Genomic DNA, 25,208 nt, shown 5'->3' on the forward strand with positions numbered 1-25,208 from the left:
AGTTAACGACTAAAATGTGACCAGTTGTGTTTATGTCAATGCTAAATGACATACTCCCCCCCTCCATTGGTACTGTCTCCCTAAAATCAATCCACTGCAATCTGGCATCGACATTTCTTCGACAGATATTCGCATAACATACTGCCCATATTCAGATGTGGAGTACTAAATATGCGTATTGCTTTGTTGCTGCTAGTCATGCTGTCGTCAGCAGCCAATGCCACCGATTACCTCATAGGTGAAATTAAAGCGAAAGCGGAAGTGAATGTAATGGCTCAGGTCGATGGACTAGTCAATCATTACGATGTTGAATTTGGCGAACAGGTTACTCAATTCCAACGACTTTTAGCGTTCGATGCCACAGACCCAAAATTAGAATTAGCTTTGGCCCAGGCTAACCGTGACCTTGCCGAGGTTGATAGTCAATTAAAAGCAAAGCAACTGACCCGCCTACAACAGCTCAATGCCAAGAAAACCGTGACCGATAGCGAGCTAGAGGAGCAATTACGGCAAACGCAGATAAGTCAGGTTCAGCTTAGGGTACAACAACAAAACCTTGCTATCGCTAAGCGCAATCTCGACAAACACACAGTTCACGCCCCTTTTGCTGCAAGCGTAATTGAACGTTACGTGGAAGTTGGTCAATGGGTAAGTGTTGGTGAGCCTCTTTACCGACTGGCAGATATCAGCACGGTATTAATTCAAGCTAATTTGGTTGAGCAAGATATCGCACAACTGGCGTTAGGTCAGGCAATTAAAGTTTATGTACCAGCTATCGAAAAGCAGTTTGAAACCAGCGTAATTCGCCTTGCCGACGCGCCGCAACAAGATGGTAGCGGCTATCGCATCGAGCTTGAACTTGCCAACCTAGAAGGGCAATTAAAACCAGGCTATCGCGCAGAGTTGCGCCTTGAACAAGGGGGCGTGGAGTGAATATTTTTGCAGCCCTTTTTGCCAACTTAATACAAAGACGATTGCTGGCAAACGTACTCACAATAGCATTATTAGCTATCGGCACCCTGTCGTTATGGTCGTTACCTATGGCAGAAAAACCTGCCATTGATGCGGGTGAAGTATCTGTGAGTACCAGTTACCCTGGCGCATCTGCTGAAGAGGTCGAATCGAATGTGACTTCTAAACTTGAGAAAGAACTGCTCAGCGTCTCGGGTATTTCAAAATTTAGCTCAGTATCTGAAAGTGGCAGCTCGCGCATTGCTATTACCATTGACTCAAATATTACCAAGCTAGAACCTGTATATCAGGATATTCGTGATGCGGTGAACCGTGTTACTGACTTGCCTCCTCAAGTGATTGAAAAGCCCTTGGTACGGGTTCACAAGTCATCAAACCTTGATTTCATGGTAGTTGGTATCGGCTCTCAGCTAAGCTCTAAACAAATAAGCTACAAGCAGCTAAGGGAACAGGCTAAACAGCTGGAATTAAAACTCAGGCGTATATCGGGTGTTGGTGAGGTTAATCTGATTGATTTGCGTGAGAGAGAGTTTTGGATTGAACTAGAGCCTGCGCAGCTTAGCCGCTATCAACTTAATGCTACAGACATAGCTAGCGCAATTGCCGACCACAACCTGCTGGCTACCGCTGGCAACATTAATATCAACAATGAACAAATAGAATTAGTCGCTGAATCACGCCTAGACACAGTTGCTAAGCTAGAAGAACTGCCTCTAAAACAGCAGCCTCTCATTCGCCTCAAAGACGTGGCAACTGTTCGTTATGATTATGAGCGACAGCAAAGTTTATCGGTGATTAATGGTGAACGTAGTATTGGTTTTGACTTACGTGCAGCCGAAAAGGCCGATGTTGTTAGCACGTCACAAGCTGTTCGCGCACTTCTGACCCGTGAACAACAAAGGTTAGGCTCAGACTACCAACTGGCTGTTGGTTTTGATATTGCTGAAGAAATACAAACCCGCTTTGATATCGTCAAAATTAATGGTGTGACAGGCCTAATACTCGTGTTACTCGTGTTGGCATTGGTGCTCCATCATCGAATCGCACCTTGGGTCGCATTATCAATTCCATTTTGTCTGCTAGGCACAATTGCTGTGCTCGCTGCCATTGGGCAAATTCTTGATAGCTATACCATGGCTGCGCTTATTCTCATCATCGGTATTATTGTTGACGACTCAGTCGTGGTCAGCGAGAAGATCAGCGCCAATCTTAGTGAAGGAATGGATATTACCCAGGCCGTCATTCAAGGTGTACAACAAGTCGCACCGGCAATTCTGGTATCAATTTGTACCACTATCATCGCCTTTTTACCTATGTTGTGGCTGCCAGGCAGTACAGGAAAGCTCTTGTATGTTCTGCCGCTGACTATCTCTATTGCGCTTGCTTTCTCGCTACTTGACGCGACAGTTGTTGTGCCATCCCACCTGCGTAGAGCGTTAAATAAAGTAGATTCGCTGCCAACCAAAGCCTGGCTAACAAACTTTGGCGAGTACTTAAGACCACTATTGCAGTTTGCAATTAACCACCCAAAATCGGTTATTGGCTCAGTTTTAGCGGTATCGATATTACTAGTAGCAATGCTAGGGCAGCGCTTACCCTTGGTATTCTTCCCCGACGACGGCGCTTATTTAGTCGCAATATCTGCAACTATGCCAGCAAACCTAGAATTAGATCAGAGCTGGCAATTGGCGCAGCAAATCGATGAAATGCTTGCAAATACCGAAGAAGTGAGCGGCTGGTATGGTGAAGTAACCGAGGCTAGCGGCAGTTGGGAGGTGAGTCTAACACCTGCAGGTTTACGCAAGCTCAGTGCTAATGACCTAGTACAACAATGGCAGCAACAAGGCGAGGCTTACGGGCTAGATTTAGAGTTTGACGTCGACAACGGCGGCCCACCAGGTGAACGCCCAATTGATATAAGAGTTATTGGCGGTAGTGATAGTGACCGCCAAGCTTTGGCTCAAGACATTCTGGCAAAATTACAAAGCATTAATGGTGTCGTGGCACCAAGAATTTCAGATGCCGAGCCTGTCGCTCAGCTCAGCGCAGATATTCGCCCAGATTGGTTAGTACAACATGGCGTTTCACTCAATCAAGTAACGGACTTACTGCGCATAGCCATTGAAGGTGAGCATGTGTCGCGATTGTTTTTAGATGGCGAAGAAGTTCGTTATCGCTTAGTGCTTGATGACAATGACCGCACGCCAAGTGAGTTAGCCCAATTAACATTACCTAACAATCAGGGACAATTGGTTAAACTTGGACAACTTATTCACTGGAAGAAAAGTGAACGAAAAGAAGTATTTGAACACTACAACGGCTTGCGAACTTTAAGGGTTTCCAGCCATATTGATGCCAATATCACCGACCCAATCGCTGTGGAGGCTGAGCTATTACAAGCTTTTGCTAGCCATGAATACAGCGCTGAGATAATTAGCAGTAGTCAGGCAAGTGAAACCATCAACTCACTGAAATCTTTAGGCTTAGCACTATTAATTGCGATTGCGGCGATGGCAATGGTAATGATGGTGCTATTTGATAAAGTGAGTGTTGCCTTACTCGCATTGTTAGTGTTGCCAGCAGCCGCGGCATCTGCACTGCTAATACTATGGTTACATGGTAAACCACTAAGCTTTTTTGCATGTGTAGGTATAATTGGTATGACTGGTGTAGTAGTAAATAATGCCCTGGTGATGCTTTATCACTACCGACAAATGCAATTTAACGCTAACCCTACGCAGTGGCCCGAGTTACTGCTTGAAGGTGCGATTAGCCGAGTAAGGCCTATGTTGGTCACGTCACTCACCACAGTCGCAGGCCTGCTACCTTTGGCATACGGCGTGGGCGGTTATGATAATTTAATGTCGCCAATCGCGTTAGTGATCGGCTGGGGAATGGCACTATCAGCCCCTGTAGTGCTAATGCTGATCCCAGCAGGATATTTGCTTCTATTGCAGCGTCAGGCACATTCACAACCTTCATAACACCACTTAATTAGGTGACTTCAAATCAATATTTTGACTTGGGGTTACCTACCCAGCCTAATATCAGCCTTGCTGCCAATGAGTGATTTGGGTTTCTAAGCGGATAGTCATTTCCTGCGAGATTCAATACTCAACTAGCGTCAGCATTCAACAGTTTGGTATCACTTAAGAAGCTCGAAACTCTCGCTTACCTGTAATAGAGTGGAGCAATACTCTTCGTCTCCCCCAAACACTTAGGTTCGCCCAACTTATGATCAATTTAGAGCAAGCACTCGCTTTCATTACTACAGTCGAAACCGGTTCTTTTTCTGCAGCGGCCAGAAAATTGAGTAAAAGCCAAAGTTCAGTGAGTATTGGGGTAAGTAACTTAGAAGATGAATTAGGATTAGATTTATTTGACCGCCGTACCCGCAAGCCCACATTAACAGATACAGGCGAGCGACTATATCACCAAGCAAAACTCTTACTCCGTCAAGCTGAAAAAATGAATCACTTCGCTCTAGCTGTAAATAAAGGGGTTGAGAGTAAAGTTGTACTTGGAATCGACCCGTTGGCTCCCATGTCTTGCCTCGATTCCATGCTGATCAATATAGACAAACTCTACCCGAATACCGAGGTAGAGATACGTCTACTTGACCATGCAACTCTACAAAAAGAGTTACTTGCCCACAATATTGACCTAGGAATTCATTTTGGTGCGGACGCTTACCCACAATACCTTAACTTTATCACTGTTTATCAATATGAATGGTTGTGTGTTTGTAGTCCCGACTATCCACTTGCCAGCCTTGACAGCATTAGCAACGAAGAATTGCTTGCGGCGAGACAAATCGTCTGTGAATCGACTAAACACCATCCGGTACTCAGTCAAACATCAATATTCTCTCAGGACACTTGGGAAGCAGACAATATGGCTCAGTGCAGTCACTTAATCGAGTTAGGTATGGGCTGGGGCATTCTCCCCTCTGACTGGTGCGCCGAGCGATTTGAGCTTGGCTCTCTAATAGCCATTGAACCTGAATTTAATCAAACCCAAATGTACTCAGGTCTTGATCTTGTTTGGGCAGCAAACCGCAATTTAGGACAAGTATGCCAATCAATCATTGAACGATTTATCATTCGAAAATCGGATAATAATTAATTTATACTATTCGAAAATCCGCCTTAATATAGAGCCATAAAAACAACGGAGCCCAAAAATTAAACCAGGCTCTATTGGCTCTTATGCAGATAAACTCCTTCGTATAAAAGCCAATCCGTTTATTAATTTAATAAAACAGAGGTTAATAGTATGAAGAAAGTTGTCTTAGCATCACTTATCGCTCTCAGTGTTTCTGGCGCTTTTGTTTCCAATACCAGCCTAGCAGGTGTGCCACCTGTAGAGCACCAAGTTAGCATCTCAAACGACACATCTGAATTCTTTACAGTTGAAGTTGCAGGTACTAACTACGAGCGTGGCTACAAGCACGGTAAAGAGCTTCGCAAGGTTATTCGACATGCTGTGAACCGTTTCAAGTACGACATGGTCAGCAATCTGCTTAGCACACTAGGTACAGATCTTACCTACGCTGATTTTCACAAGCATGTGTTCAAAAACACAGGCCTACTAGCAACAGCAAAAAAAGAAGTGCCAGATCTAGTAGAAGAGATGCAAGGTATCGCTGACGGTTCAGGCCTTTCATTTGAAGAGATCTTTACTTGGAACGCTACCTCATACGATGCCATGTTCTGGGTAATTGAAGATATGACAGGCATTGACCCAATGCTTGCCATGGAAAAAGCACAACACGGTAGCGCGATTCCAGGTCACTGTTCTCACGCTTCAGTATGGGGCGACAACAAAGCTTCTGTTGGTTACACACTAGACTGGATCCGTGCTATGGAGGGCTCGCAAAGCCTTATCAAACACGTAAATGACGACGGTTCGGTTATTTTAATGACAGCATTTGCCGGCATGGTTGGCGGTCATGGTATTTTTGCCACGGATGGCGCCGCTCACACGTTTAGCCCACACTCTAAGTTCCAACTTGAGCACAGCATGAACGGTCTTGCGCAAATTTTTGTTTACCGTAAATTGCTTGAAGCAGGTTCTGTAGAAAACGGCATTAAATTCTTAAACAAAATAAAACCAGCTGAAGGTTTAACCTACACGCTAACTGACTACACTGGTACTCGTGCTTTTGAAGTATCTGCAAACAAAGTGGTTGAGTTTAAGATGGATGGCAACCAAATGGTTTCAGCTAACGTAGCTCGCGTAAACAACGACCTTAGCTCTAGTTACCAAGCAGAGTTTGGCCTAGAAGGTAAAAAAATCAACATGACTGAATTGCCAGAAATGTACTGGAGTTACAACAAAGATAGTGTTGATCGCTTTAACCTACTAAGCAAAGATACTAAAGGCAAAACACCTGCAGATATGACACCTGAAAAATGGACCAAGATCTTCAGCCAAAAGCCAATGAACAAACCTGTTGATGAAAAGCTGGAAACCTCTAACTTCTGGCACGTAGTTGAGATTGACCAAGAGTTCATTAACTATCATGTTGCACCGAGCAACCCAGGTAACATCAAGCTTGAAAGCTACCGCATCAAGTACAACTAAATTAGATTGATACTATAAGAGCCGCATTCGCGGCTCTTTTTTTATATCATATCAAGCACCACAAGTAAGTGAGTGCTCCTAACTGTCACTTAGTTCAATTGGCATTAGTCATTCAATTAGAATCTCAGCCATAAAAAAATCTCCAACTAAGACATGCTTAATTGGAGATTTTAAATACTTACTCATTCGCTGAAGCTCTGCCTATATTCCTTTGGCAAAAAACTCAGGTTCTCAACCTGCTATTCAACCGTTACTGACTTAGCTAAATTACGTGGTTGGTCTACGTCAGTACCTTTGATTAAGGCTACATAGTAAGACAATAACTGCAGCGGAATGGTGTAGATAAGCGGCGCCATAAACTCATCACAATGCGGTACTGGAATCACCTTCATGGTGTCGTCTGACTCAAACTCAGCATCTTTATCTGCAAATACGTACATCAAACCACCACGGGCACGTACTTCTTCAACGTTCGATTTTAGCTTCTCAAGCAGTTCGTTGTTTGGTGCAACCACAATGACCGGCATATCAGCATCAATTAACGCTAATGGGCCATGTTTAAGCTCACCTGAAGCATAGGCTTCAGCATGAATGTAGGAGATTTCTTTTAGCTTAAGCGCACCTTCCATCGCGATTGGATATTGGTCGCCGCGACCTAAGAATAATGCATGATGTTTGTCGGCAAAGTCTTCAGCAAGCTCTGCAATCGCATCATCTAAACCTAACGCTTGCTCCACTTTCGCAGGCATAGACTGCAGGCTTTGAGTAATAGCTGATTCCATTTCACTGCTCATACCGTTATGACGACCAATAGCTGTGGTTAGCATTAATAAGCCAGCAAGTTGCACAGTAAAGGCTTTGGATGATGCAACACCAATCTCAGCGCCTGCTTTCATCATATAAGCCATGTCTGACTCACGTACCAGTGATGAACCCGGCGAGTTACAGATAGTTAACGTAGCCTTATAGCCCATTTCTTTTGCTAGGCGCAGTGCTGCTAAGGTATCTGCAGTTTCACCAGATTGAGAAATTGTCACCAACAAGCTATTTGGGAACATGTGCGACTTGCGGTAGCGAAACTCTGAAGCAATCTCTACGTTACACGATACGCCTGCCCAGTCTTCTAACCAGTAACGTGCAGCCATACCTGCATGGTAACTGGTACCACAGGCAATAATTTGCACGTGTTTAATGTCTTTTAAGAACTCTGCTGCGTTTTCACCAAAGGCACTATCTAGCACTTTACCTGACTCAATACGCCCGCTTAATGTGCTAGCAATCGCAGTTGGTTGCTCATAAATTTCTTTAAGCATGTAGTGACGATATTCACCTTTGTCACCCGCATCATGAGTCACTTCAGACTCTTTTACTTCACGCTCTACTGGGTTGCCGTCCACATCAAAAATATTCACTTCACGACGTGTTACCTCGGCAACATCGCCTTCTTCTAGGAAAGCGAATGAGCGCGTAACTGGTAGCAGTGCAAGTTGATCTGATGCTACAAAGTGCTCACCTAAACCATAACCAATAACCAGTGGGCTACCACTGCGAGCAACAATCATGCGCTCGCTGTCGCGGCGGTCAATAACCACGGTACCGTATGCACCTTCAAGCTGCTTAACAGTGGCTTGCACTGCCGCGAGTAAACTATCGTAGCTCTTTAGCTCATGATGAACCAAGTGGCAAATCACCTCGGTGTCTGTGTCAGATGCAAACTCATAACCCTGATCGGTAAGCATGTCACGTAACTTGTTATGGTTCTCAATAATGCCGTTGTGAACAACCGCGATATCACCCCTAGATTGATGCGGATGCGCATTACGCTCACTTGGCTCACCATGTGTCGCCCAACGAGTATGAGCAATACCTGTACCACCAGTTAGTGGGTTTGCATCTAACGCAGTAGATAGCTCTTGTACCTTGCCCAGGCGGCGAGTACGGCTTAGCTCACCGTTGCTAATTACTGCCACACCAGCACTATCATACCCTCGGTATTCTAAGCGTCTAAGACCCTCAACTAAGATCTCAGCGACGTCTCGTTGCGCAACAGCGCCTACAATTCCACACATAATAGTTCCACTTTAATTGGTTATTTTTCGGTATACGGAGCCAAAACGACCTTTACACCATGTGACTCAATTTCCTTTACAGCATGCAAGGGCAACCGGTCATCAGAAATCAATATATTTATACTTTCCCAAGATAGCTCAAGGTTAGGAATTTTCCTGCCAAGCTTGTCAGCCTCTAACATCACTACCACTTCTCGGGATACTTCGGCCATAACCTTACTTAAGCCAGTAAGCTCATTGAAAGTAGTTGTACCGCGCCCTATGTCGATTCCATCTGCGCCAATAAATAGCTGGTCAAAGTTATACGAGCGCAAAACCTGCTCTGCTACTTGCCCCTGAAAAGATTCTGAATGGGGATCCCAGGTACCACCTGTCATCAATAATGTTGGTTCGTTTTCTAACTCATGGATTTGGTTCGCCAGTGACAACGAGTTGGTCATGACCAGTAAGCCCCGCTTAGTATTTAACTGAGCGATAATACCTGCTGTAGTAGTGCCACTATCAATAATGATGCGATTATGATCGTTAATCAGCTCAGCAGCGGCTTTAGCAATTGATAGCTTATTGGGCGCAACTTTGGCGGTAAATTGACTGGTAACTTCATCAGGCACTGCAACTGCGCCACCATAGCGACGCAGCAAAAGGCCGGTTTTCTCAAGCGTGGCTAAATCTTTGCGAATAGTGACTTCCGAAGTTTCGAAACGTAAGGATAAATCTTCAACACTGACCTCACCTTGCTCATTAAGCAGGGCAATAATGCTATGGCGGCGTTGCTGAGTATTACGTTTGTTCATTTAAGCCTATTTACTTTCAATATCTTTTGAAACGAAAGATAGATTATAAACAAACGAAACTTATTTGGTAGTTAATCAGCCACTTTTTGATCAAAAAGACACAAAAAAGCCCTTATCTTTCGACAAGGGCTTTGATCATTACCTGATAGAGTGGCTAACACACCACTATAAAGGAAAAGTGCTAGAACTTAGCTTGTAATGCTAGGCTAACATGGCGACCGTCACCAACAGTAACATCGTTGTATGAACCACCTTCTAGGTAATCAACATCAAATAGGTTCTTGATGTTCATACGTACACTAACATCGCTACCGAATAGCTCTGTTTCGTATGCAGCCCCCATGTCAAAGCGCACGTAACCGTCTTTAGTGATTGTGTTAGTGGTGTTAGCAAAACGCTCACCAACATACACAGCACCAAAGTTAAGTGCTAGCTCATCAGTCATTTCATAGCGAGTCCAAATATTTGCAGACCACTCAGGAGCATCAATTGGAGTCATACCGTTTAGCGCATCAGTTTCTGGACGAACATACTCAGCATTTAAGTACATCATAGAACCTGTCATAAACCATTTTTCACTTAGCTGACCTTGAGCGCCCATTTCAAAACCTTTGTGGCGCTGCTCACCAGACTGAGTAGTAATGGTTTCTTTATCACCAATAGATGTTTCAAGGTCTTCAGTAACTGTGACGTTATCAACGGTAATATCAAATACCGCACCCGTTAAGATTAAGCCACCGTCGTAGAATTCCCACTTAGTACCAATTTCGTACTGAGTGCCGTATTCAGGGTCTAGGTTAAGCTTGTCGTTAACGTCTTTCTCATCATTAACCATTCCTTGAGGAGTAAAGCTCTTAGAGTAGTTAACATAGATGCTACCGTTTTCAGCTGGCGAGTAAATTACACCAAACTTAGGTGATACCGCGTAACTGTTGTTACCCTCACCATCTTTCTTTTGCTCGTCATAACGAACACCAGCAAGCACTTGCCAGTTGTCGTTAAGCGTGATTAAGTCTTGCACATAAAAACCATAGTGCTTGTAATCTGTTTGATACAAGGAGTCATCGTCGTTGTAATCAAGATCAGGACGAGGAACTGGAGCGCCAACTTGAACAGTCTCAGTTGCGCCTTTTACTCGTAATTGACCATAGTAGTAGTCAAGCATGTTGGCACCAATTAGCATTTGGTGACCAATACTGCCAGTTGAGAACTCACCATTGAAGTCAACAAAAGCAGTCTTGTGTTGCCAGTCATCATAACGATCGAATGGGCTGATAGTATAACCTTCAGTCATTGCATTTTCGTTGTAGCTTGGCGATGAGTCTAAACGCTGACGGTTGAATTGCTGGTCGTTATAACCCACTTTGACATTCCATTCATCAGACATATGGTAGGTTAAGTCGGCACCAAAGTTACTAATGGTGTTGTCGGTAAATGCCCAAGGCTGATCCCAAATCATATCGCGGCCACCAATTAACTCGCCGTTGCTGTCTAACCAGCCACCGCGGTCAATACCGGTTTTATCTTGGGTATGGTCATATTTAACCGACAGTAATAAGTCGTCAGTTAAGTCAAATTCTAGATTGATGTAACCTAACCAGCGATCACGCTCTTGGTTAGTGCCATCTTGATATTCACGCCAGTAGGTAGTGTCCTGTTTTACCAATACAGAACGGTAACGGATCGTTTCAGATTCGTTTAGTGCGCCACCCGCATCAAGCTGGAAGCGAGTCGAACCGTTTTGGTCAGTGTCGAAACCAAGTTCATAGAAACTTTCGTAAGTTGGCTTTTTGGTCACCATGTTAATCAAGCCACCAGGACCTGACTGACCGTATAACATGCTTGATGGGCCTTTAAGCACCTCAACTTGTTGCAAGGTTTCGATAGGCTGAACATAGTGCGACCACTGCTGGTGGCCATTAACTAGGTAGCCTGAACCTGAAGATAGCTCAAAACCACGAATATTAAATACTTGGCGGTTCCACTTTTCGCTACCACCGGTAACACTAGAGTCGTTAACTAACACTTCTGAAAGGTTGGTAGCAAGCTGCTCATCGGTTACAAAGTCAGGGATCACATTCACAGACTGTGGTGTATCCATCAAACTGATGTTGCCGCGCATAGCACCAGATGCACTGCCAACTTTGTAGTCGTTAAAGCTGCGACCTTTAACCTGAATTCGCTCAATATTGCTAGTATCAGGTTCTGCAACGATTTGCTCATTTGCACTTACTGCAGTTGCAGCTAGGCTGCTTGCAATCGCAACAGAAAGGCATGAAACCTTGGTTAGTAACTTCATCTAATATCACCCTCATCTCTATTTTATGGCGGGGATAATAAATGAGAACGATTTGCATTTATTCTGTATTTACGCAACCTTTACCTTGATTGCTTTTTTGTTAAAAAAAACGCCAGATTATGTAACCTGGCGTCTTAATGTTTGTGTGAGTGATCACTATTTAGACTGCTTTACCGGACGCTGCCAGTCCTTTAAATGACGTTGTTTAACACGGGTTATCACCAGTTCATTTTCACCCACATCTTTAGTAATTGTTGAGCCCGCACCTAAAGTTGAACCTTTACCAATAGTAACAGGCGCCACGAGTTGAGTGTCGCTGCCAACAAACACATCATCTTCAATCTTAGTTAGGTACTTATTCGCGCCATCATAGTTACAAGTAATAGTACCGCAGCCAATATTTACCCCTGCACCAATTTCTGCATCACCTAGGTATGTTAAGTGCCCTGCTTTAGAACCTTTACCTAAGCGGGCTTTTTTCATTTCAACAAAATTACCAATATGGCTATCTTCAACTAACTCACTGCCAGGACGCATACGAGCAAATGGGCCTGCACTGCTCGCAGGGCCAACTTTGGCGTTTTCGATAATTGAGTAAGGTTTAATGGTTGCGCCGTCAGCAATTTCAGAATTAATAATGATTGCACCAGCGCCAATAGACACGTTATTACCTAAGGCAACTTTACCTTCAAGTACGACGTTTACATCGATCATTACATCCATACCCAAACTGACCTCTCCACGGATATCAATACGACCTGGGTCACGCAGATTAGCACCATTTAGCATCAGTTTTTCAGCTTCTCGAAGCTGATAAGCGCGCTCTAACTGAGCTAACTGTACGCGGTTGTTCGCGCCTTCCACTTCTATTGCAGACTCTGGTTGTGCTGTAGTAATAGCAACGCCTTGCTCATGGGCCATGGCGATAATATCAGTTAGGTAATACTCACCTTGCGCGTTGTCATTCGACAGGTTCTCTAACCAGGTTTTCAGCTGTTTACCCGGTACAGCCATAATGCCGGTATTCACTTCGTTGATCAGCAGTTGCTCTGCATTTGCATCTTTTTGCTCTACGATACCAACGACCTTACCTTCATTACGTACGATTCGGCCATAGCCTGTTGGGTTTGCAAGGTTTACCGTCAAAATAGCCAGGCCATTTTGCTCACGCGCTTGCAACAACTTTTCAAGGGTCGATTGTTGAATAAGCGGTACATCGCCATAAAGGATGAGTACAGTGTCGTCATCGTTAATATTTGGGTTTGCCTGCGCAACAGCATGACCAGTACCAAGCTGCTCAGCTTGTAGTACCCAATTTAACGCTTGTTCCCCTAGGTTTGCTTGTAGCTTATCTGCACCATAGCCATAAACTAACTGAATACCACTCGCACCCAATGAGTTGGCGGTATCAATCACATGCTGCACCATGCTTTTATGAGCAATTGGGTGAAGCACCTTAGGTAGATCTGAGCGCATGCGGGTTCCTTTGCCTGCAGCTAAGATAACAACATTTAACGACATAAAATTTTCCTTTAACTTTCCCTTGGGATTTTAAAGACTCAACCAAAGCGACAATTTTAATTCATTAGCGTATCAAATGCGATGCACAGTTAATTACAACTTATCGTGACTGGAACAACGCTCGTTCAATAGCAGATTGGGCTCATGTTTGCTTTCACAAATTAAAGGTATGCCATTGAGAATAATAGTGGAGATAAGAATTACTGGTTTGGCTTACTCACAAGAAAATCAGCATACAGTTAGGTTATATAGCTATTAGTGAGCTGACTCTCAGTGCACTGAATTTGAATTCAAGCCAATTAAACAAAGATGCGATGTGACGGGATATACAAGTGACTGTTGGTAATGAAAATACAGGTAATAACTGAAAAACAGGCATAAAAAAGGCGATGCTTTTACAAGCACCGCCTAGTATTACGCAAATAATCAAATTATCTGGCGATATTCTTTTTGATGGTTTCAACAACACGTAATTGAGCTAAAGATTTAGCTAATTCGATTGTTGCCGCTTCGTAATCGAAGTCAGCACCGGCATTTGCAATTGCTTGCTCAGCACGTTGCTTAGCTTCAAGCGCAGCTTTTTCATCAATATCATCAGCGCGCATTGCTACATCTGCAAGCACAGAGATAGAAGCTGGCTGTACCTCGAGGATTCCCCCTGAAAGGTACATCACATCTTCACTGCCATCTTGCTTGATAATGCGCGCCATGCCAGGTTTGATTTTTGTTAGTAATGGAGCATGGTTAGGCATGATACCTAACTCACCTTCAACGCCGCTCACTTCAAAGAAGCTCACTTCGCCGTGGTACATGCTGTTTTCCGCACTAACAATATCAAGTTTGACTGTCATGGCTGCCATCAAGTTCTCCTTAAAGAACTAAGCTTTACGGCCTAGTTATTTATTTTTTGTTAGCTTTTTCGACTACTTCGTCGATAGAACCAACCATGTAGAACGCTTGCTCTGGTAGGTGATCGAATTCACCTTCCAAGATGCCCTTGAAGCCACGGATAGTGTCTTTAAGAGAAACGTACTTACCTGGAGAACCTGTAAACACTTCTGCTACGAAGAAAGGTTGAGATAGGTATTTCTCAATCTTACGTGCACGGAATACAGTTGTCTTATCTTCATCAGATAATTCGTCCATACCCAGAATAGCAATAATGTCTTTCAGCTCTTTGTAGCGCTGTAATACTGTTTGTACACCACTTGCAACGTCATAGTGCTCTTGACCAACAACTTGTGGATCTAGCTGACGAGAAGTCGAATCCAGTGGGTCAACCGCAGGGTAAATACCTAGCGATGCAATATTACGTGAAAGTACAACTGTCGCGTCTAAGTGAGCGAAGGTTGTAGCTGGTGACGGATCCGTTAAGTCATCCGCAGGTACGTATACAGCTTGTACAGAAGTAATCGAACCAGTCTTAGTTGAAGTAATACGTTCCTGTAGAACACCCATTTCTTCAGCTAGAGTCGGCTGATAACCTACCGCAGAAGGCATACGACCTAGAAGTGCTGATACCTCAGTACCTGCAAGTGTGTAACGGTAGATGTTGTCAACGAACAATAGTACGTCACGACCTTCGTCACGGAACTTCTCAGCCATAGTCAGACCAGTCAACGCTACGCGTAGACGGTTTCCTGGAGGCTCGTTCATCTGACCGTATACCATGGCTACTTTATCAAGTACGCCTGAATCTTCCATCTCGTAGTAGAAGTCGTTACCCTCACGAGTACGCTCACCTACACCAGCGAATACAGAAAGACCCGAGTGTGCCTTAGCGATGTTGTTAATCAGTTCCATCATGTTAACTGTCTTACCAACACCCGCACCACCGAACAGACCAACTTTACCACCCTTAGCGAATGGACATACAAGGTCGATTACCTTGATACCAGTCTCTAGAAGTTCAGTTGTGTTCGATTGATCTTCGTATGAAGGAGCTTCACGGTGAATTTCGTAACGCTCTTCTTCACCAATTTCACCTGCTTCATCGATAGGTTGACCTAAAACGTTCATGATACGGCCAAGGGTTTTTTCCCCAACCGGAACTGAAATAGGTGCACCTGAGTTTTCAACCTCAAGACCACGACGCAGACCATCAGAAGAACCCATAGCGATGGTACGAACTACACCACCACCTAGCTGCTGCTGAACTTCCAGCACCAAGCCATTACAGGCGCCTTCACCTGTGATCTTCAGAGCGTCATATACCTGAGGTACAGAATCTTGTGGAAACTCTACGTCCACAACCGCGCCAATTACTTGGACAACAGTACCTGTGCTCATGATTAATCCTCTAAACTTAAATTCGTTACCTAACCTAAACCGCTGCAGCGCCTGATACAATTTCCGACAGTTCTTGCGTAATCGCAGCCTGACGGGCCTTGTTATAGACTAATTGCAAATCGTCGATTAGTTCGCCAGCGTTATCGGTTGCTGCTTTCATCGCTACCATACGGGCAGCTTGCTCTGAAGCAACGTTTTCAACAACGCCTTGATAAACTTGAGACTCAACATAACGAGTTAATAATGTTTCCAAAATTGCTTTTGGATCCGGCTCGTAAATGTAATCCCAAGGATACTTAGCTACTTCTTCTTCCGATTTAGGCAAAGGTAGCAGCTGTTCGATCACAGGAGTCTGAGTCATCGTGTTTACAAACTTGTTGTATACGATGAATAGACGATCCAGTTTGCCTTCGTTGTAAGCTTGTAGCATCACGTGAACTGTACCAATTAGGTCAGCTAGCTTAGGCTCGTCACCTAAACCTGATGCATGGGCAGCGATATCACCGCCGAAGCTATTGAAGAACTGTACAGAACGGGCACCAATTGGGCAGAACTCAATTTCAGCACCTTGGTCTTTCCACTTCTTCATGTCTGCAACAACTTGCTTAAACAAGTTGATGTTCAAACCACCACAAAGGCCACGGTCGGTTGCCACAACAATGTAACCAACCCGCTTAGCATCTCGAACTTCCAAATATGGATGTTTAAATTCAAGAGTACCTTGCGCGACGTGACCGATCACCTTACGCATATTTTCTGCATATGGACGGCTAGCTTCCATGCGGTCTTGTGCTTTACGCATTTTACTCGCAGCTACCATTTCCATAGCGGAAGTGATCTTCTGAGTGTTTTTCACACTCGCGATCTTGGTTTTAATCTCTTTTGCGCCGGCCATCTCTACTCTCCAATCTGGGACCGAAGGTGTCTTATGACACCCCGATAATTATTACCAGGTTTGGGTTTCAATGAACTTGTCCATGCCTGCTTTTAACTCACCTTCGATATCAGCGTTGTAATCGCCAGTAGCGTTGATGTTGTTCATAAGCTCAGCATGTTCGCTGTTCATGTATGCAAGCAGAGCGGCTTCAAAGCGACCGATTTCATTGATAGCAACAGCTTTTAGGTAGCCTTTTTCAGCTGCGAAAATAGACACAGCCTGTGCAGCTACGCTCATAGGAGCATATTGCTTTTGCTTCATTAATTCGGTTACTCGCTCACCATGCTCAAGTTGAGCACGAGTTGCATCATCTAAGTCAGATGCAAATTGTGAGAACGCTGCAAGCTCACGATACTGTGCAAGTGCGGTACGGATACCACCAGACAGTTTCTTGATGATCTTAGTCTGCGCTGCACCACCTACACGAGATACCGAAATACCTGGGTTAACAGCTGGACGTAGGCCAGAGTTAAATAGGTCGGTCTCTAGGAAGATCTGACCGTCGGTAATCGAAATTACGTTGGTAGGTACGAACGCTGATACGTCACCAGCTTGGGTTTCAATAATAGGTAGTGCGGTTAAAGAACCAGTCTTACCTTTTACTTCACCGTTAGTGAACTTCTCTACATACTCTTCGTTTACGCGTGATGCACGCTCTAGTAGACGAGAGTGTAGATAGAATACGTCACCTGGGTATGCTTCACGTCCTGGTGGACGCTTCAATAGTAGTGAGATCTGACGGTAAGCAACTGCTTGCTTAGATAGATCATCATATACGATTAAAGAATCTTCACCGCGGTCACGGAAGTATTCACCCATAGAACAACCAGAGTATGGTGCTAGGTATTGTAGTGCTGCAGCTTCAGAAGCTGATGCAACCACTACGATAGTGTTAGCTAGCGCGCCATGTTCTTCTAGCTTGCGTACTACGTTTGCAATAGTTGATGCTTTTTGACCAACTGCTACGTAAACACACTTAATGCCAGAATCTTTCTGGTTGATAATTGCATCGATAGCCATCGCTGTTTTACCAGTCTGACGGTCACCAATGATAAGCTCACGCTGACCACGACCGATTGGGATCATAGCGTCAACGGCTTTATAACCAGTTTGAATTGGTTGTGATACAGATTTACGTTCAATAACACCTGGAGCAATTACTTCAACAGGAGAGAAACCATCGTTATCGATTGGTCCTTTACCGTCAATTGGCTCACCAAGAGTGTTAACAACGCGGCCTAATAGACCATTACCTACTGGTACTTCAAGAATACGACCAGTGGTTTTTACTTTTGCGCCTTCTGCTAGATCAGCATAAGGGCCCATCACTACGGCACCGACACTATCACGTTCTAAGTTCAACGCGATTGCAAAACGGCCACCTGGCAATTCGATCATCTCACCTTGCATTACATCGGCAAGGCCGTTAATGCGAATGATGCCGTCACTTACTGCAACGATAGTACCTTCGTTGCGAGCTTCACTAACGACGTCGAACTGCTCGATCCGCTGCTTAATCAGATCGCTGATTTCAGTGGAATTCAGTTGCATGCTCAAACTCCCAATTACGACTGTAGCGTTTCAGACAGACGCGATAATTTACCGCTTACCGAGCCATCAATGACTAGGTCGCCTGATTTAATAATCACACCGCCTAATAGCGATGCGTCAATGCTACAGTTCAGCTTAACTTTGCGTGCGAGACGTTTCTCTAAAGAAACACTAATTTGCTGTTTTTGCTCATCGCTTAGCTCAGAAGCTGAAGTAACTTGTGCTTCAACTTCTTTCGCCCACTCATTGCGGTACTCAACGAACAATTCTGATACTGAAGGTAGTATCGCTAAACGATTATTCTCAGCCATAACCTTAATTAGGTTCTGCCCTTGCTCGTTTACTTGCTCGCCACATACTTTAATAAATAGTGATGCGATTTCGGCGCTCGCTAGAGTGCCATTTAACAGTGGTTGCATTGATTCGTTTTCACTTACCAATGCAGCAAAAGCTAACATTTCTGTCCAGCTGTCCACTGCTTGATTTTCAACAGCAAAATCAAAAGCTGCCTTTGCGTAAGGGCGAGCGATGGTGCTTAATTCAGCCATAACTCAAATCCCCTATCAAATTTCAGCAACAAGTTTATCAACAATGTCGCTGTGCGCTTCTGGATCAATCGAACGCTCAAGAATCTTCTCTGCGCCAACTACGGCTAGAGTAGCAACTTGCTTACGCAAGTCATCTTTCACGCGATTACGTTCGCTTTCAATTTCTGCTTGACCCTGAGCGATAATTTTAGCGCGCTCAGCATCTGCTTCTGCTTTTGCTTCTTCAACGATTTGAGCTTTACGCTTGTTAGCTTGCTCAATAATTTCGTTAGCTGTTGCTTTAGCTTCTTTAAGTTGCTCTGTAGCTTTCGCTTGAGCCAACTCTAGATCTTTTGCAGCACGGCCGGCATCAGCCAGACCATCAGCAATTTTCTTTTGGCGCTCTTCGATAGCATTAATCAGCGGCGGCCATACAAACTTCATGCAGAACCACACGAAGAGTGTAAAAGAGATCGCTTGGCCTAGCAGGGTAGCGTTAATACTCATAACGACAACTCCTTATAGGGTGCTAAATTAACCAGCTAGTTGAGCTACGAATGGGTTCGCGAATACGAAGAATAATGCAACACCAACTGCAATCATAGAGATCGCATCAAGTAGACCAGCTACGATGAACATTTTAGTTTGTAGAGCTGGAGCAAGTTCTGGCTGACGAGCAGAAGCTTCTAAGAACTTACCACCTAAGATAGCGAAGCCAATACCAGTACCTAGCGCTGCTAAGCCAATCATGATTGCAACAGCGATTGCTGTAAAGCTAATTACAGTTTCCATTTTATCTCCGAAATAACTAATTTAATTAAATTAATGTTCTTCATGTGCCATGCTTAAATAAACAATTGTCAGCATCATGAAGATAAACGCCTGAAGTACAATTACCAAAATATGGAAAATCGCCCAAGGCACTGATAATGCGAACTGTGCCCACCAAGGCATTAACGCAATCAGAATAAAGATCAACTCACCTGCATACAGGTTACCAAACAGACGAAGCGCTAGAGAGATAGGCTTCGCAACCAAGGTTACTGTTTCCAGAATTAAGTTAACTGGAATAAGTGCCCAATGGTTGAATGGATTTAAGGTCATTTCTTTAGTGAAACCACCTACACCCTTAACCTTGATACTGTAAAAAATAATCAACGCAAACACGCTCAAAGACATGCCTAGAGTCACGTTTAAGTCGGTAGTTGGTACAATTTTAAGGTAAGGAACACCAAGTAGTCTGTTTGCAGCTTCAGGTACGAAGTCAATTGGGACTAGATCCATTAAGTTCATCAGGAATACCCAGATGAAAATAGTTAGAGCTAGTGGTGCGATTAGTGCGTTACGACCGCTAAATGAGTCTTTAACGATTCTATCTACACCTTCCACACACATTTCAACGAAACATTGAAATTTGCCTGGAACACCAGTTGTTGCCTTCTTGCCAGCTTTGCGGAATAACCACAAAAATAGCATACCTAAGCCAACTGAAAACAAAAGTGAGTCAACGTGCCAAGTCCAAAAACCAGCATCTTGACATGCATAGTTAAAAGCAACTCCGCTTTCGTCGAAGCACATTTTAGCATTGGTCAAGTGATGCTGGATGTATCCGGTAGCAGTTAATGCTTCACCAGTTGTCGCCATGATTAATCTCACTTAATTTTGCTTGACGTATAAAGGGGCTGTCCAAGGCACTACCAAGCTCAAAGCGTAAGTGAAAAATAACGGCAGAAACTCTGCGTTAAACACTCCGAACGCTAGCGCAAATAATGCGATAGTTAACAGCAACTTTACCGCTTCCCCAAAAAAGAACGATAGTACGACCTTTCTTGATGCACTTGCTCCCGCGTGGGAAAATGCTAGGGTTGCGAATACAAAATTAGGGAGTACTGCAATAAGTCCACCAGCCAGTGCTGATAGACCAAACAATGCTCCCCACATTACGAAAAATAAAATTGAAGTTACTATCGCTGCTACTGCCTGCAATCCAACCAGCTTATAGGCTGAAAGCCGACCACGCTGCGCTAAAACATTACTCAATTTAATTCTCCGCATTCATGCTTTTATGTGAGCTTGCTACACAGTGAATTTTGTTCGCTGAGAGCTAACATCCAAAAAGCCTGCAAAGTATACCTTCTCGGGTTTGTTTGCAACTTAGTTCATGTCAAAACAGCGATTTTCAAGGTGATTTAAGTCTAAATTAATAAAAACTGAAATCTCTACCTCGTCACAAACTTACCGTATAGCAATTTTTAGCGGGGATATTTAGTGGATTTTGCTAAGAATACCGTCTAATTCAGCAAGATTCTGGTAATTAATTACGATTTTACCTTTACCTTTACTGCCATGATTTATTGCCACTTTCGCACCTAACTTTTCAATTAACTGCTGTTCTAAGCGGACAACATCGTGATCTTTGACGGCTTTTTCGGGAGTTTTAGCAGGATTTAATGCTTTATTGACTAGTCGTTCAGTTTCTCGAACAGTCATTTCTTTTGATGCAACCAATCTAGCCAGCTCAGTTTGCATATCACCTTCAATGGCAAGCAACGCACGAGCGTGGCCCATTTCTATATCACCATGTTCAAGTAAACGCTTAACAGGCTCGTTAAGGCTATTAAGGCGCAGCAGATTTGAGACGGTTACCCGCGACTTACCAACCGCTTGTGCAACTTGTTGATGTGTAAGCTCAAATTCGTCTTTCAAACGTGCTAATGCAATGGCTTCTTCCATTGCATTTAAGTCTTCACGTTGGATATTTTCAATTAACGCAATTGCGACAGCGGCTTCGTCAGCCACTTGCTTAACGATACAAGGGACAGCCTCTAGTCCAGCTAGTTGCGATGCGCGCCAGCGACGCTCACCTGCAATAATTTCATATTGGGTATCAGATACTTTACGCACCACAATTGGCTGAATTATGCCTTGTGAGCGAATAGACTCGGCAAGCTCTTCAAGTGCTTCTGGAGACATATCTTTACGCGGTTGGTATTTGCCTGGTTGCAGTAAATCAATGGCAAGTTCAACAAGGTCGTGACCTTCTAGGTTAGCACTAGCAGCCTCTATGGCTACATCGGCTTTTTTAGTCGCTGCATTGCTGTTACTCAGTAAGGCATCCAAGCCTTTACCCAAACCACGTTTTTTTGAATTCATTCTCTGTTCCTAGGCTTCTTTTGCTTGAGCATCTTGCTGCTCAGCACGGCGAATAATTTCTCCTGCTAAGGCTAAATAAGCCTTAGCACCAGCACTGCTCTTATCGTAATACATGGCAGGAGCACCAAAACTTGGCGCTTCAGCTAGACGAATATTTCTTGGAATAACAGTGCGATAAACCTTCTCACCAAAATGTTGTTTTAATTGATCTGACACATCATTAGATAGACGATTTCGCGGGTCGTACATGGTACGTAAAATACCTTCTATGGTTAAGTCTTTATTAACCATGGCGCTTAATTTGCTGATGGTATCAATAAGTGCAGTTAAGCCTTCAAGGGCGTAGTACTCACATTGCATTGGCACTAATACTGAGTCAGCCGCGCTCATGGCATTAACCGTTAGCATATTCAACGATGGTGGGCAGTCAATAAAGATAAAGTCATATTCATCTTTGACGCTTTCCAGAGCATTACGCAGGCGAATTTCGCGGGCAAAAAACTCCATTAACTTGATCTCTGCCGCGGTAACATCACCGTTACCCGCAATCAGATCGTATTTACCGACCGTATCTTTGATCACCACTTCTGCAAATGGTTTTTCATCGACCAGTAATTCATAAGCTGTATTTTCAACATCGTATTTGTCGACGCCGCTGCCCATTGTGGCATTACCTTGCGGATCAAGATCAATCAACAACACCTTGCGCTTAGTTGCTGCAAGCGACGCAGCCAAGTTTACACAAGTCGTTGTTTTTCCTACGCCACCTTTTTGGTTGGCTACGGCAATAATTTTTCCCACAATGTCGTCCTGTTATAAATTATTGATGTCCGGTAATAATTTCTTACTGGGTAATTTTCAGTAAGTGGCGCTGTTCGTCCAAAGTTGGCACTTTAAGCACAATGGTTTCAGCCACAGTAAAACCAGCAGGAATATTTTGCATCTCCTGTTCAGACAATTGCCCTTTTAGCGCATAAAAGCAACCATCTTGTGCGGGTAAGTGATGACACCAAGTTAGCATATCTTCAACTGAAGCAAAGGCGCGGCTAAGCACTCCATCAAACTTTTGCTCAGGCTGATAAGCTTCGACTCGAGATTCTACTGAGCTGATATTGTCAATTTTCAGTTCAAACTTCACTTGCTTTTGAAAGCGAATACGCTTGCCCAAGCTATCGAGCAACACAAACTCTTTGTCTGGATTCAAAATCGCTAGCGGAATACCTGGCAATCCTGGCCCTGTGCCAACATCGATAAAGTGCTTACCGTCAAGGTAAGGTGAAACCGCTAAACTGTCCATCACGTGACGGACCAACATCTGCTTTGGGTCACGCACAGATGTTAAGTTATAAGCTTTGTTCCACTTATTTAGCATTTCGACAAAACCAACCAATTGTGATTGTTGCTGCTCAGTGGCAGAAATATTCATTTCGGACAAATAGCCACGCAGTTGCTCTAATAACACGAAAGCCTCGATATTGGATTAATGGTTCTTGATGCTGTGGGCACAGTGACAGCGCTTAGCAGCAATGAAATTATCAGTATTATGATGCGGTAAATGAACGAAAGGAAGTCTTTCAACTTCCTTTACGATTTTAGTTGGTAAAAATGCGTGATTTAAGCCGTTTTTCTGAGCAAACCACGCTTTTTAAGATGTACAAGCAAAATCGAAATTGCAGCAGGGGTGATCCCCGAAATACGCGATGCCTGACCAACCGTTTCTGGCTTATGGTTATTAAGCTTAGCGATCACCTCATTGGATAACCCCGGCACTTCTTGATAATCCAGATCTAACGGCAATAATGAGCTTTCATGACGAATAGCTTTATCGATCTCATCTTGCTGACGTTGAATATAACCCGAGTATTTCACCTGAATTTGCACCTGCTCAGCAGCGCGGGCGTCTTCAAGTCCAGGGCCAAAGCCATCAAGTGACATTAGCTTGTCGTAGTCCATTTCTGGGCGACGCAACAATTCTTCAAATGACGCTTCACGTGAAATCGGCGTGTTAAGTTCAGGGTTTAACACATCGATCAGCGGTGAATTTGGATGCACCCACTGACTGCGAAGGCGTTGTAATTCTTGCTCAATAGCCTCTTTCTTTTCGCTGTATTTTGCCCAACGCTCATCATCAACTAAGCCAAGCTCACGGCCTTTTTCAGTCAAACGTAAATCAGCATTGTCTTCACGCAATAATAAGCGATATTCTGCGCGGCTAGTGAACATACGATAAGGCTCTTTTGTGCCTAATGTTGATAAATCATCAACCAGTACACCAAGATAAGCTTCATCACGGCGTGGACACCATGTGTCTTTGCCCTGCACTTTCAATGACGCGTTCATACCTGCAAGCAAACCTTGCGCACCCGCTTCTTCATAACCGGTTGTGCCATTGATTTGCCCTGCAAAGAATAGACCTTCAATCACTTTGGTCTCGAGTGAGTTTTTCAAATCACGTGGATCAAAATAATCATACTCAATGGCATAGCCAGGACGAATGATCTCGGCGTTTTCTAAGCCCTTGATCGAACGAACTAAATTCAATTGCACATCAAATGGTAAGCTGGTTGAAATACCATTTGGGTAGATTTCATTGGTGGTTAAGCCTTCTGGCTCAATAAAGATCTGGTGCGAGTTTTTGTCAGCAAAACGCATGATCTTATCTTCAATTGACGGGCAGTAGCGCGGGCCAACACCTTCAATCACCCCTGAATACATAGGGCTGCGATCAAGTCCACCACGAATAATGTCGTGAGTTTGCTCATTGGTATGAGTGATATGACAAGATATCTGTTCTGGATGCTGCTCGACATCGCCGATAAATGACATTACAGGTAATGGGTCATCACCTTTTTGCTCAGTCATTTTAGAAAAGTCTAGAGTATTGGCATCAAGTCGTGGTGGTGTGCCAGTTTTTAAACGACCAACACGAATAGGCAAGTCACGCAGACGTTGAGCTAGCGCAATTGATGGCGGATCACCTGCTCTACCACCACTGTAGTTTTCTAAACCAATATGAATTTGGCCACCAAGGAAAGTACCGGCAGTTAACACCACACTTGGTGCTTCAAATGCTAATCCCATTTGAGTGACAACACCCACTACACGGTTATTTTCTACAACAAGATCATCTACACCCTGTTGAAATATGCGTAAGTTAGCTTGGCTTTGTAAAATCTGCTGAATTTTTTGGCGGTATAAGGCTCGGTCAGCCTGAGCACGAGTTGCACGTACTGCCGGGCCTTTGCTTGAATTAAGCGTTCTAAATTGAATACCTGCAAAGTCAGTTGCAATTGCCATTGCTCCGCCAAGTGCATCAATTTCTTTTACAAGATGTCCTTTACCTATGCCACCAATGGCTGGGTTACAAGACATTTGTCCTAAAGTATCGATGTTGTGTGTGAGCAATAAGGTTTTTGATCCCATTCTTGCTGCTGCGAGTGCGGCTTCCGTTCCGGCATGACCACCACCGACAACTATGACATCAAACCGTTCATGAAAATGCATTACCTG

Annotated in this window: 21 protein-coding genes; 4 read left to right on the forward strand and 17 right to left on the reverse strand. The window is 44.0% G+C overall.

Annotated elements, in window-relative coordinates; genetic code table 11:
• Positions 1 to 171: 171 nt before the first annotated feature.
• The 4 genes from EXU30_RS10180 (at position 172) to EXU30_RS10195 (ending at position 6,558) form a co-directional block, all read left to right on the forward strand.
• On the forward strand, positions 172 to 933 hold the full coding sequence (locus tag EXU30_RS10180) for an efflux RND transporter periplasmic adaptor subunit (protein ID WP_130599725.1): 762 nt from the start codon (positions 172 to 174) through the stop codon (positions 931 to 933).
• Positions 930 to 3,956: an efflux RND transporter permease subunit gene (locus EXU30_RS10185; protein WP_130599727.1), complete on the forward strand. Its 3,027-nt coding sequence runs from the start codon at positions 930 to 932 to the stop codon at positions 3,954 to 3,956. The genes EXU30_RS10180 and EXU30_RS10185 overlap by 4 nt, the downstream gene beginning before the upstream one ends.
• Before the next feature lie 250 nt (positions 3,957 to 4,206).
• Entirely contained in the window at positions 4,207 to 5,097 is an 891-nt protein-coding gene (locus EXU30_RS10190; RefSeq protein WP_130599729.1) for a LysR family transcriptional regulator, read from the forward strand.
• A gap of 150 nt (positions 5,098 to 5,247) precedes the next feature.
• Positions 5,248 to 6,558 carry a C45 family autoproteolytic acyltransferase/hydrolase gene (locus EXU30_RS10195; RefSeq protein WP_130599731.1) on the forward strand — a complete coding sequence of 437 codons (1,311 nt, stop codon included), beginning with the start codon at positions 5,248 to 5,250 and terminating at the stop codon, positions 6,556 to 6,558.
• A 239-nt stretch (positions 6,559 to 6,797) separates the two neighbouring features.
• On the opposite strand, the gene glmS is transcribed toward EXU30_RS10195, so the two are convergent.
• The 17 genes from glmS to mnmG all read right to left on the reverse strand — a co-directional run bounded on the left by glmS (position 6,798) and on the right by mnmG (position 25,202).
• Positions 6,798 to 8,627, reverse strand: a complete 1,830-nt coding sequence (gene glmS, locus EXU30_RS10200; protein WP_130599733.1) for a glutamine--fructose-6-phosphate transaminase (isomerizing) — start codon at positions 8,625 to 8,627, stop codon at positions 6,798 to 6,800.
• Positions 8,628 to 8,647: 20 nt separating this feature from the next.
• The gene (locus EXU30_RS10205; protein WP_130599735.1) at positions 8,648 to 9,421 is read right to left on the reverse strand and encodes a DeoR/GlpR family DNA-binding transcription regulator; all 774 of its coding nucleotides are present in this window, start codon (positions 9,419 to 9,421) and stop codon (positions 8,648 to 8,650) included.
• 181 nt (positions 9,422 to 9,602) lie between these two features.
• The gene (locus tag EXU30_RS10210; protein WP_130599737.1) at positions 9,603 to 11,720 is read right to left on the reverse strand and encodes a TonB-dependent receptor; all 2,118 of its coding nucleotides are present in this window, start codon (positions 11,718 to 11,720) and stop codon (positions 9,603 to 9,605) included.
• A 156-nt stretch (positions 11,721 to 11,876) separates the two neighbouring features.
• Complete coding sequence (glmU, locus tag EXU30_RS10215; protein WP_130599739.1) at positions 11,877 to 13,241, reverse strand: bifunctional UDP-N-acetylglucosamine diphosphorylase/glucosamine-1-phosphate N-acetyltransferase GlmU; 1,365 nt, start codon at positions 13,239 to 13,241, stop codon at positions 11,877 to 11,879.
• A 431-nt stretch (positions 13,242 to 13,672) separates the two neighbouring features.
• A complete protein-coding gene (locus EXU30_RS10220; protein ID WP_130599741.1) occupies positions 13,673 to 14,101 on the reverse strand; it encodes a F0F1 ATP synthase subunit epsilon in 429 nt (142 codons plus the stop codon).
• A gap of 40 nt (positions 14,102 to 14,141) precedes the next feature.
• Positions 14,142 to 15,530, reverse strand: coding sequence for a F0F1 ATP synthase subunit beta (atpD, locus tag EXU30_RS10225; protein WP_130599743.1), 1,389 nt, complete (start codon positions 15,528 to 15,530; stop codon positions 14,142 to 14,144).
• Positions 15,531 to 15,564: 34 nt separating this feature from the next.
• On the reverse strand, positions 15,565 to 16,425 hold the full coding sequence (atpG, locus tag EXU30_RS10230; RefSeq protein ID WP_130599745.1) for a F0F1 ATP synthase subunit gamma: 861 nt from the start codon (positions 16,423 to 16,425) through the stop codon (positions 15,565 to 15,567).
• Between the two features lie 51 nt (positions 16,426 to 16,476).
• Positions 16,477 to 18,018, reverse strand: coding sequence for a F0F1 ATP synthase subunit alpha (atpA, locus tag EXU30_RS10235; RefSeq protein WP_130599747.1), 1,542 nt, complete (start codon positions 18,016 to 18,018; stop codon positions 16,477 to 16,479).
• Positions 18,019 to 18,032: 14 nt separating this feature from the next.
• Positions 18,033 to 18,566: a F0F1 ATP synthase subunit delta gene (gene atpH, locus EXU30_RS10240; protein WP_130599749.1), complete on the reverse strand. Its 534-nt coding sequence runs from the start codon at positions 18,564 to 18,566 to the stop codon at positions 18,033 to 18,035.
• A 15-nt stretch (positions 18,567 to 18,581) separates the two neighbouring features.
• A complete protein-coding gene (gene atpF, locus EXU30_RS10245; RefSeq protein ID WP_130599751.1) occupies positions 18,582 to 19,052 on the reverse strand; it encodes a F0F1 ATP synthase subunit B in 471 nt (156 codons plus the stop codon).
• Positions 19,053 to 19,079: 27 nt separating this feature from the next.
• Entirely contained in the window at positions 19,080 to 19,337 is a 258-nt protein-coding gene (gene atpE, locus EXU30_RS10250) for a F0F1 ATP synthase subunit C (RefSeq protein WP_130599753.1), read from the reverse strand.
• A 30-nt stretch (positions 19,338 to 19,367) separates the two neighbouring features.
• Positions 19,368 to 20,189 carry a F0F1 ATP synthase subunit A gene (atpB, locus tag EXU30_RS10255; RefSeq protein ID WP_130603411.1) on the reverse strand — a complete coding sequence of 274 codons (822 nt, stop codon included), beginning with the start codon at positions 20,187 to 20,189 and terminating at the stop codon, positions 19,368 to 19,370.
• A gap of 12 nt (positions 20,190 to 20,201) precedes the next feature.
• On the reverse strand, positions 20,202 to 20,585 hold the full coding sequence (locus EXU30_RS10260) for an ATP synthase subunit I (RefSeq protein ID WP_130599755.1): 384 nt from the start codon (positions 20,583 to 20,585) through the stop codon (positions 20,202 to 20,204).
• Positions 20,586 to 20,810: 225 nt separating this feature from the next.
• On the reverse strand, positions 20,811 to 21,698 hold the full coding sequence (locus tag EXU30_RS10265) for a ParB/RepB/Spo0J family partition protein (protein ID WP_130599757.1): 888 nt from the start codon (positions 21,696 to 21,698) through the stop codon (positions 20,811 to 20,813).
• A gap of 9 nt (positions 21,699 to 21,707) precedes the next feature.
• Positions 21,708 to 22,499 (reverse strand): ParA family protein, encoded by a 792-nt coding sequence (locus EXU30_RS10270; RefSeq protein ID WP_130599759.1) that lies wholly within the window; start codon positions 22,497 to 22,499, stop codon positions 21,708 to 21,710.
• A gap of 43 nt (positions 22,500 to 22,542) precedes the next feature.
• Positions 22,543 to 23,160 carry a 16S rRNA (guanine(527)-N(7))-methyltransferase RsmG gene (rsmG, locus tag EXU30_RS10275; RefSeq protein ID WP_130599761.1) on the reverse strand — a complete coding sequence of 206 codons (618 nt, stop codon included), beginning with the start codon at positions 23,158 to 23,160 and terminating at the stop codon, positions 22,543 to 22,545.
• A gap of 152 nt (positions 23,161 to 23,312) precedes the next feature.
• On the reverse strand, positions 23,313 to 25,202 hold the full coding sequence (mnmG, locus tag EXU30_RS10280) for a tRNA uridine-5-carboxymethylaminomethyl(34) synthesis enzyme MnmG (protein WP_130599763.1): 1,890 nt from the start codon (positions 25,200 to 25,202) through the stop codon (positions 23,313 to 23,315).
• Positions 25,203 to 25,208: the final 6 nt, after the last annotated feature.

Origin of the sequence: Shewanella maritima (assembly GCF_004295345.1) — a bacterium.
In the GTDB taxonomy this organism is placed as follows: Bacteria; Pseudomonadota; Gammaproteobacteria; order Enterobacterales; family Shewanellaceae; genus Shewanella; species Shewanella maritima.